This is a genomic window from Pigmentiphaga sp., assembly GCF_019689535.1.
In the GTDB taxonomy this organism is placed as follows: Bacteria; Pseudomonadota; Gammaproteobacteria; order Burkholderiales; family Burkholderiaceae_B; genus Pigmentiphaga.
This window is the reverse complement of sequence record NZ_JADGHH010000164.1, coordinates 1-8,025: the sequence shown is the minus strand read 5'-3', so window position 1 is coordinate 8,025 and position 8,025 is coordinate 1. Positions and strand designations below refer to the sequence as shown.

The 8,025-nt window shown below is 66.1% G+C and carries 7 protein-coding genes; 4 read left to right on the top strand and 3 right to left on the bottom strand.

What is annotated here, in order from left to right; all coding sequences use genetic code 11:
• Positions 1 to 42 precede the first annotated feature (42 nt).
• Complete coding sequence (locus IRZ12_RS13500; RefSeq protein WP_296469305.1) at positions 43 to 963, bottom strand: LysR family transcriptional regulator; 921 nt, start codon at positions 961 to 963, stop codon at positions 43 to 45.
• Positions 964 to 1,092: 129 nt separating this feature from the next.
• Between IRZ12_RS13500 and IRZ12_RS13495 the strand changes: the two genes are divergently transcribed.
• Together IRZ12_RS13495 and IRZ12_RS13490 are read left to right on the top strand one after the other, a co-directional pair.
• The gene (locus IRZ12_RS13495; protein WP_296469302.1) at positions 1,093 to 2,160 is read left to right on the top strand and encodes a tartrate dehydrogenase; all 1,068 of its coding nucleotides are present in this window, start codon (positions 1,093 to 1,095) and stop codon (positions 2,158 to 2,160) included.
• 18 nt (positions 2,161 to 2,178) lie between these two features.
• Positions 2,179 to 3,075 carry an alpha/beta hydrolase gene (locus IRZ12_RS13490; protein WP_296469300.1) on the top strand — a complete coding sequence of 299 codons (897 nt, stop codon included), beginning with the start codon at positions 2,179 to 2,181 and terminating at the stop codon, positions 3,073 to 3,075.
• 3 nt (positions 3,076 to 3,078) lie between these two features.
• Here IRZ12_RS13490 and IRZ12_RS13485 read toward each other — a convergent pair whose 3' ends face one another.
• Positions 3,079 to 4,362, bottom strand: coding sequence for a citrate synthase family protein (locus IRZ12_RS13485; RefSeq protein ID WP_296469298.1), 1,284 nt, complete (start codon positions 4,360 to 4,362; stop codon positions 3,079 to 3,081).
• Between the two features lie 110 nt (positions 4,363 to 4,472).
• Here IRZ12_RS13485 and IRZ12_RS13480 point away from each other — a divergent pair, with 110 nt between their 5' ends.
• Both IRZ12_RS13480 and IRZ12_RS13475 read left to right on the top strand, forming a co-directional pair.
• A complete protein-coding gene (locus IRZ12_RS13480) occupies positions 4,473 to 5,183 on the top strand; it encodes a glutathione binding-like protein (RefSeq protein WP_296469296.1) in 711 nt (236 codons plus the stop codon).
• A 127-nt stretch (positions 5,184 to 5,310) separates the two neighbouring features.
• Complete coding sequence (locus tag IRZ12_RS13475) at positions 5,311 to 6,594, top strand: glycerate kinase (protein ID WP_296469294.1); 1,284 nt, start codon at positions 5,311 to 5,313, stop codon at positions 6,592 to 6,594.
• Here the strand turns inward: IRZ12_RS13475 and IRZ12_RS13470 are convergent.
• On the bottom strand, positions 6,560 to 7,768 hold the full coding sequence (locus IRZ12_RS13470) for a M20 aminoacylase family protein (protein WP_296469292.1): 1,209 nt from the start codon (positions 7,766 to 7,768) through the stop codon (positions 6,560 to 6,562). The genes IRZ12_RS13475 and IRZ12_RS13470 overlap by 35 nt on opposite strands.
• Between the last annotated feature and the right edge of the window lie 257 nt (positions 7,769 to 8,025).

Sequence of the window (8,025 nt, the reverse complement as noted above, 5' to 3'; positions counted from 1 at the left end):
GCGAACCCCCGTCCCAAGCACGCCAAAGAGACGCCGAACCCCTCACCACGAGAGTCCCCCGTCCCGCTCCCGCCTGCGATGCGCGAATCGCTCGGCCAAGAACTCCACGAACGCCGTCGTCTTCGCCGACAAATGCTGCCTCTCCGGGTACAGCGCAAAAATATCCGCCGACGGCGTATGCCAATCCTCCAGCACCGCCACCAGCCTGCCCGACCGCAGGTACGCACCGACCTCCCACTCCGAACGCATGATGATCCCGTGGCCCTCGAGCGCCCAGAGCAGTGCGCTCTCGCCGTCGTTCGCACTCAGCGGCCCGCGCACTTTCACCGTTTCCTTGCGGTGGCCCGAATGCAAATGCCAGGTGCCGTAGGGGTGATCGTTTTCGCGGATGACGATGCACGGGTGATGCGCCAGGTCGCGGGGAGACTTGGGCGCCGGGTGATGCTTGAGATAAATCGGCGAAGCGCAAAGCAGCCTGCGGTTCGACGCGATCTTGCGGGCGATGAGGCGGGCATCGGGCAGGTCGCCGATGCGGATGTATACGTCGAAGGACTCATCCAGCAGGTTCGCGGGGCGATCGGTCAGGTGGAGCTGTGCCTGGACTGAAGGAAAGCGCTTGACGAAGTCGGAAACGGCGGGTGCGATGTGGTGGCGTCCGAACCCGAGCGTCGCATTGATGCGCAGCAGTCCGCGCGGCTCGTCGCGGCTGCGTCCGACCGTATGTTCGAGCTCTTCGACTTCGCCCAGGATGCGCGTGCCGTCGCGCAGGTACACCTCGCCTTCGTCCGTGAGCGCGATGCGGCGGGTGGTGCGGTGGAGCAGCCGCACGCCCAGGCGCCGCTCCAGCCGTTGCAGTCGCTTGCTGACGGCCGGCGTGGAAAGCCCGAGCTCCCGCGCCGCCGCGGACAGGCTGCCTTGGCGCACGAGCAGCGAGAAAAAGCCAAGATCCGAGATGGGGTCCATTGTTGAATCCAGTTCAATAATAGTTTTTATCCGGTTCAATTATTAAGGGCAAGCAAGCGATACACTGTTTCCCATCCCATCCACCCAGCGCCTCGGCGCTGAACCGACTACGACGAGGAAAATCCATCCATGGTCCATCGCATTGCCGTGATACCGGGCGACGGTATCGGTACGGAAGTGGTTCCCGAGGGTCTGCGCGTGCTCGAAGCGGCCGCGACGCGGTTCGGCATCGGCCTCACATTCGATGAATTCGATTTCGCTTCGTGCGACTACTACGTCAAGCACGGCGACATGCTGCCGGCCGACTGGAAAGAGCGCATCGGCGGGCACGACGCGATTTTCTTCGGCGCAGTCGGCTGGCCTGCGACGGTGCCCGATCACGTCTCGCTCTGGGGCTCCTTGCTGAAGTTCCGGCGTGAATTCGACCAATACGTGAATTTGCGGCCCGTGCGCCTGATGCCGGGCGTGCCTTCGCCGCTGGCCAACCGCAAGCCGGGCGAAATCGATTTCTACGTGGTGCGCGAGAACACCGAAGGTGAGTATTCCAGCGTGGGAGGCCGCATGTTCGAGGGCACCGAGCGCGAAGTCGTGCTGCAAGAAACGGTCATGACCCGCACGGGGGTGGATCGCGTCTTGAAGTTCGCGTTCGAGCTCGCCGCTTCGCGTCCCGCCAAGCACCTGACCTCCGCCACCAAGTCCAATGGCATTGCCATCACCATGCCGTATTGGGACGAACGGGTCCAGGCCATGGCGGGCAATTATCCCGACGTGCGCGTGGACAAATTCCACATCGATATTCTCACGGCCAACTTCGTGTTGCATCCGGACTGGTTCGACGTGGTCGTGGCCTCCAACCTGTTCGGCGACATCCTCTCCGACCTCGGTCCTGCCTGCACCGGGACCATAGGCATTGCGCCGTCGGCCAACCTCAATCCCGATCGCCGCTTCCCGTCCCTGTTCGAGCCCGTCCACGGCTCTGCGCCCGACATAGCCGGCAAGGGCATTGCGAACCCCATCGCGCAAATCTGGTCTGGCGCCTTGATGCTGGAGTTCCTGGGCTATAAGCAGGCGCACGATGCCATCCTCTCGGCCATCGAAACAGTGCTGGCCGAAGGCCCGCGCACGCCCGACATGGGCGGCAAGGCAGTCACGGCGGACGTGGGCAAGGCCGTGGCCGAGATCGTGGCGCGCGCGTAACCCTCAGTCGGAGGCGTCATGTCCGAAATCTCGATGTTCGAAACCCGGCTCCAGCGCTTGCATGTGAACGGCGTTGAGATTGCCGCGCGGGTGGGTGGCGCCGGTCCGGCGCTGCTGCTCATGCACGGCCATCCGCAAACCCAGGCCATGTGGCACAAGCTGTGGTCGCGGTTGACTGCGCGCTTCACCTGCGTGGCAATCGACCTGCGCGGCTACGGGGACAGCGGCATGCCCGCCGAGGAGCCCGCCGGCCACGTCGCATTCTCCAAGCGCGCCATGGCGCTCGATGCCGTGGAGGTCATGCGCGCGATCGGATACGAGCGTTTCAGCATCTTGGCGCACGACCGCGGGGCGCGCGTCGCGCATCGGCTGGCGCTCGACCACCCCGGGCGCGTCGAGCGCATGATGCTGCTCGACATCGCGCCCACGCTGGATATGTACGAAGGCACGACGCGCGGGTTCGCACAGGCTTACTACCACTGGTTCTGGCTCATTCAGCCGGCACCGTTCCCGGAACGGCTGATCGAGGCCGACCCGGCGTTTTTCGTGCGGTCCATCATGGGCGGGCGCCACGCCGGATTGAAGCCGTTCGATCCCCGGGCGCTCGCAGAATATGAACGCTGTGCGCGCCATGCGCATTGGCCGCATGCGATATGCGAGGATTACCGGGCTGCGGCGGCGATCGACCTCGAGCACGACCAGGCCGACCGCCAGGCGGGCCGGCGCATCGAATGCCCGCTGCGGGTGCTATGGGGCGGCCGCGGCGTGGTGGGGCGCTATTTCGACGTGCTGGCGTTGTGGCGCGCACAGGCGTCCGCCGTGGACGGCCGCGCACTCGACTGCGGCCATTACATCGCCGAGGAGGCGCCGGACGCGTTGTGGACCGAGGTGCAGGCGTTCTGGCCGGCCTCCTGAGGGTCAGGGTTCGCTGGCCGAACCGACGAACTTGGCCCGCGGCCGCAGCAGCATGCCGCTCAGGCGCTGTTCCTGCACGTGCGCTACCCAGCCGGCCATGCGGGCCAGCGTGAATAGCGTGCCTACCGATTGGCGCGGCACGCCCATGGCGATGGCAAGCACGATGGCGCCGAGCTCGTGGCGTGGATGGAGCCCGAACTCGCGCTCGACGGACTCGATGAAAGGGTAGATGCGCTCGAGCGCGGCCTTTTGCCGGGGACGCTTGCGCGCCAGCTCGATCAACATGGCCGCGCGCTCGTCCCCTTTGGGATAGAGCGGGTGGCCAAAGCCCGGAATGCTCGATCCGCGGCTGTGATGTTCGCGCGCCCGTTGCAGGAGGCCGGCGCTCGTATCCGCGCTGCCGAGGAAATCTTCGATGCGGTCGTACATGCGGCCCAGGTGGATGCCCGCCGAGCTGCATATGGCCGAGGCGACGCAGCTATGCAGGCTCGAGCCGCCCGAGGCGGCGACCCGCGCCGCGAAGGTGCTGGGCGAGAGCTCGTGGTCGGCGAACAGGACGAGAAAGGCCTCCATTGCTTCGAGGTTGGCGGGAGTGGCCGGGATGTCGAGCGCGGTGAGCAGGCCTTCGGCCATCGAGGCCTCGTCGGGTATCGGATGGAAGCGGCGCTTGCGCGAGACCAGCCCGAAGCAACCCGCCAGGGTCTTGATGAGCTGTCGTGCGGCTTCATGCATGTGCCCGCCCCGTACCCGGTCTTCCACTGAACCGCGCGACATGCCCAGGCGCAGCGTCACGATCGCCATGATTTCGAGGAGGCCGCTGTTGGACTTCGGCGGCGCGAGCGAGTCCAGCAGCATGGCGCGCTGTGCAGGCGTCATGCCCGTTTCCCAGCTTCGCGGGGTATCGTCCCAGACGCCCGTCCACAACAACTCGCTGACCGCTTCGTAGCTGGCGTGGGCGCGCGCGAGCCGCACCGCCGAATGCCCGCGGTAATACGGGCCGTCCGGCCGGATTTCCGTGATGGACGTCGGAATGATGGGTTCGCCCCAGTTCATGGCCGACGCCGCGACGACGCCGTGCCCGGAGCGGGCAGTGGACCGCGCCTTGACGCGCAGGATGTCTTCGTGCAGGTACAGGCGCTTTCTCGTGTCGGCCTGCTTGACGCTGCGTATCCAGCCCTTGCTGACGTAGGCATACAAGGTCTGCATGCGGATGCCGAGCAATGCGACCGCCTCCTGGGCGCTGAGGTAGTCCTTGCGCGGCGCTGCTTCTTCCTGGGTGCGGTTCATGGGGTAGGCGCGCGGCAACCGGGCCGCGCATATTGAACAGGTATGGAGATATCGCGTGTCGCGGGGCAAATAGTGTACGGTGTTGGCTTTGACTTCAGGAAGGGCGTTTCATGACCGACCTCTCTGCTTTCCCCATTACCCGCAAATGGCCGGCCCGGCATCCTGACCGCATCCAGCTTTATTCGCTGCCGACGCCCAATGGCGTCAAGGCCTCGATCATGCTGGAGGAAACCGGCCTGCCTTACGAACCGCATCGGGTCGCCTTCGATAAGCAGGAGCAGCTGTCGCCCGAGTTCTTGTCGCTCAATCCGAACAACAAGATCCCGGCCATCATCGATCCCGACGGCCCCGGCGGCAAGCCGCTGCCTTTGTTCGAATCAGGCGCGATTCTGTACTACCTCGCACAAAAGACGGGGCGTTTCATTCCCGAGGACCCCGCCGGCCGCTTCCAGGCCCTGCAGTGGGTCATGTTCCAGATGGGCGGCATCGGGCCGATGTTCGGTCAGGTCGGCTTCTTCTACAAATTCGCCGGCAAGGATTACGAAGACAAGCGGCCGCGCGATCGCTACGTTGCCGAATCGCGCCGCTTGCTGGGCGTGCTCGACGGGCAGTTGAAGGACAAGGCTTGGATAATGGGCGATGAATACGGCATCGCCGACATCGCCATCTTCCCGTGGGTGCGTACGCTTGTGGGCTTTTACGGGGCCGGCGAGTTGGTGGGAATTGCCGATTTCCCCAATGTGACGCGCGTGCTCGACGCTTTCCTGGCGCGGCCTGCCGTGCAGCGCGGCTTGCTGATACCGGCAGCGCCCGCGGCTTGAGGGGTGTCGAAGGGTGGGCGCGGAGTGTGCCCGGCTTCGACGAAGGGAATAGGGATTTCATCCAGCTAGCCAAGCCACCGTCGCCCACCATAATGGCATGACACCCGACTCACCCGCCTCGAGCGTTATGCATCAGCTTTTATTGGAATCATTCCAGGCAGCGGTTGCCGCGGCCGACCCCTTGCAAATCATCGCACCTCACCTTCCTTCGCCGCCACGCGGACGCACCGTGGTGGTCGGCGCCGGGAAGGCAGCGGCGAGCATGGCGCGCGCGGTCGAAGCGGCGTGGCCCGCCGAGGCGCCGTTGTCGGGCCTGGTCGTGACGCGCTACGGGCACGGCTTGCCGCTCGGCCGCATCGCGTGCGTCGAGGCCGGCCATCCGGTTCCCGACGCGGCGGGCGAACAGGCAGCGAGCGACATTCTCCGGCTCGCCTCCGGGCTCGGAGAGGACGACTTGCTTATCGCGCTCATCTCGGGCGGTGGGTCCAGCCTGCTTTCGCTGCCAGTGCCGCAGGTGCCCATGGCGGCATTGAGGGAGGTCACCCAAGCGCTGTTGCGCAGCGGCGCGCCGATCGAGTCCATGAACGTGGTGCGCAAGCACTTGTCGCAGCTGCAGGGCGGACGGCTGGCCGCAGCGACCCGCGCCAGGGTCTTGGGGTTGATCATATCGGATGTGGCGGGCGATGATCCCTCGGCCATTGCCTCCGGGCCCACGGTGCCCGATCCCAGTACCTATGCCGATGCCCTCGATGTCTTGCGGCGGCATGGCGTGCAGGCGCCGCCACCGGTGCGCGAATGGCTGGAAGGCGGCGCGGCCGGGCGCCACCCCGAAACGCCCAAGGAGAACGACCCGGTCTTTGCGCGCGTGGAGAACCGGGTCATCGCCACCGCCCAGCAAAGCCTGCAGGCGGGCGCGCGCGTGCTGCGGCGCGCGGGCATCCAGGCGGTGGTGCTGGGCGACACCGTGACGGGAGAAGCCCGCGAAGTCGCGAAAGTCTACGCGGCGCTGGCGCGGCAGATACGGCGCCACGGCGAACCGTTCGATGCGCCGGTGGCCCTGGTGTCAGGGGGAGAATGCACCGTGACCGTCCGCGGCAGCGGCCGTGGCGGGCGCTGCACGGAGTTCCTGTTGTCGCTCGCGGCGGAGCTCGGCAACGAGCACGGGATCTCCGCGTTGGCCTGCGATACCGACGGCATAGACGGCAGCGAGGACAACGCGGGCGCATGGTGGGACAGCGAACGCCTGCGGCAGGCGATGGCTCGCGGGCTCGCGCCAGCGCGCTGGCTCGACGCCAACGATGCGTGGGGATACTTCCGCGAGCTCGATACCTTGGTGATGACCGGCCCCACGCTCACCAACGTCAACGACTATCGCGTCATCCTGATCGAGGCTGCGCGAACCAGTCGTTGACCAGCTTTACCCAGAAGCTGGCGCCCAAGGGCAGCAGCTCGTCGTTGAAGTCGTAGCTGCCGTTGTGCAGCGTGCACGGGCCGAGGCCGTGGCCCGCCTCGCGGTGCGCGCCGTCGCCGTTGCCAATGAATACGTAGCAGCCCGGCTTTTCCTGCAGCATGAAGGCAAAGTCTTCGGCACCCATGGTCGGCTCGGTCTGCGCGTCGACGCGCTCGGCGCCGACCAGCGATTGCAGCACGCCCGTCACGAACTTCGTGGGCCCGGGGTGATTGACCAGCGGCGGGTACTTCCGCTGGAAATCGACCTCGACCTGGGCGCCGTAGGCAAGGGCCGCGCCTTGGGCGATGTCCCGCATGCGCGATTCGATCAAGTCGAGCACCTCGATGGTGAACGTGCGTACCGTGCCCACCATCACGGCCTCGTCGGGAACGATGTTGGTGGTCGTGCCCGCATGAATCTGGGTGATGCTCAGGACCGCAGTGTCGATCGGCTTCTTGTTGCGAGTCAGGATGGTTTGCAGGCCCTGGGCGATCTGGACGGCGATCATGACCGGATCGGTGCCCAAGTGAGGCAGGGCGGCGTGCGAGCCCTTGCCCTTGACCGTAATGCGGAAGTCGTTGCTGGAGGCCATCATGGGGCCGGGCGTCACGGCGAAATGCCCGACCGGGATGCCCGGCCAGTTGTGCATCCCGAACACGGCCTCCATGGGGAATCGCGTGAACAGGCCGTCTTCGATCATGGCCCGGCCGCCGCCTTCGCCTTCTTCGGCGGGCTGGAAGATGAGGTAGACCGTGCCCGAAAAATCGCGGTGGGCAGCAAGGTAGCGGGCCGCGCCCAGCAGCATCGCGCAGTGGCCGTCGTGGCCACAGGCGTGCATCTTGCCCGGGTGCACGCTGGCGTGGGCGAAACTATTGAGTTCCTGCAGCGGGAGGGCGTCCATGTCGGCGCGCAGGCCGATGGCGGGGCCGTTCGTGTCCTTGCCCTCCAGCACGCCTACCAGCCCTGTCTTGCCCAGGCCCCGCACGACGGGTATGCCCCAGCTTTCGAGCAGGCGGGCAATGGTGTCCGAAGTGCGATGCTCCTCGAAGCACAGTTCCGGATGGGCATGCAGGTCGCGGCGTATCGCCTTGAGCTCTCCTTGGAATGCAACGATGGGTTCGTAGAGATTCGTCATAGGCCGGCTCCGCCAGGTCGTCGGGAGGCCGCTTCCCCGCAGGTCCGGCTTGCCTCTGCGCGAATCCGCGAACGCAGGGAATGGGGGGATCGTTCCATTTCGTACCTCCTGAATGAGTGGCCGCCCTGCCGGGGTGCGCCGCGACAGGGCGGGCCATGGCGGCAATGGGAGCGGCGAAGGAACGCCGGGGGGTGGGGCTTCGGGTGCCCGAGCGCGACGGTTACCATACTCATTATCACCAATGAGCTTGTATATGG

Coding starts and splice junctions, on each gene's coding strand:
- IRZ12_RS13470 (WP_296469292.1), bottom strand. CDS start 7,768: ATGACGAATCTCTACGAACCCATCGTTGCATTCCAAGGAGAGCTCAAG.
- IRZ12_RS13500 (WP_296469305.1), bottom strand. CDS start 963: ATGGACCCCATCTCGGATCTTGGCTTTTTCTCGCTGCTCGTGCGCCAA.
- IRZ12_RS13490 (WP_296469300.1), top strand. CDS start 2,179: ATGTCCGAAATCTCGATGTTCGAAACCCGGCTCCAGCGCTTGCATGTG.
- IRZ12_RS13480 (WP_296469296.1), top strand. CDS start 4,473: ATGACCGACCTCTCTGCTTTCCCCATTACCCGCAAATGGCCGGCCCGG.
- IRZ12_RS13495 (WP_296469302.1), top strand. CDS start 1,093: ATGGTCCATCGCATTGCCGTGATACCGGGCGACGGTATCGGTACGGAA.
- IRZ12_RS13475 (WP_296469294.1), top strand. CDS start 5,311: ATGCATCAGCTTTTATTGGAATCATTCCAGGCAGCGGTTGCCGCGGCC.
- IRZ12_RS13485 (WP_296469298.1), bottom strand. CDS start 4,362: ATGAACCGCACCCAGGAAGAAGCAGCGCCGCGCAAGGACTACCTCAGC.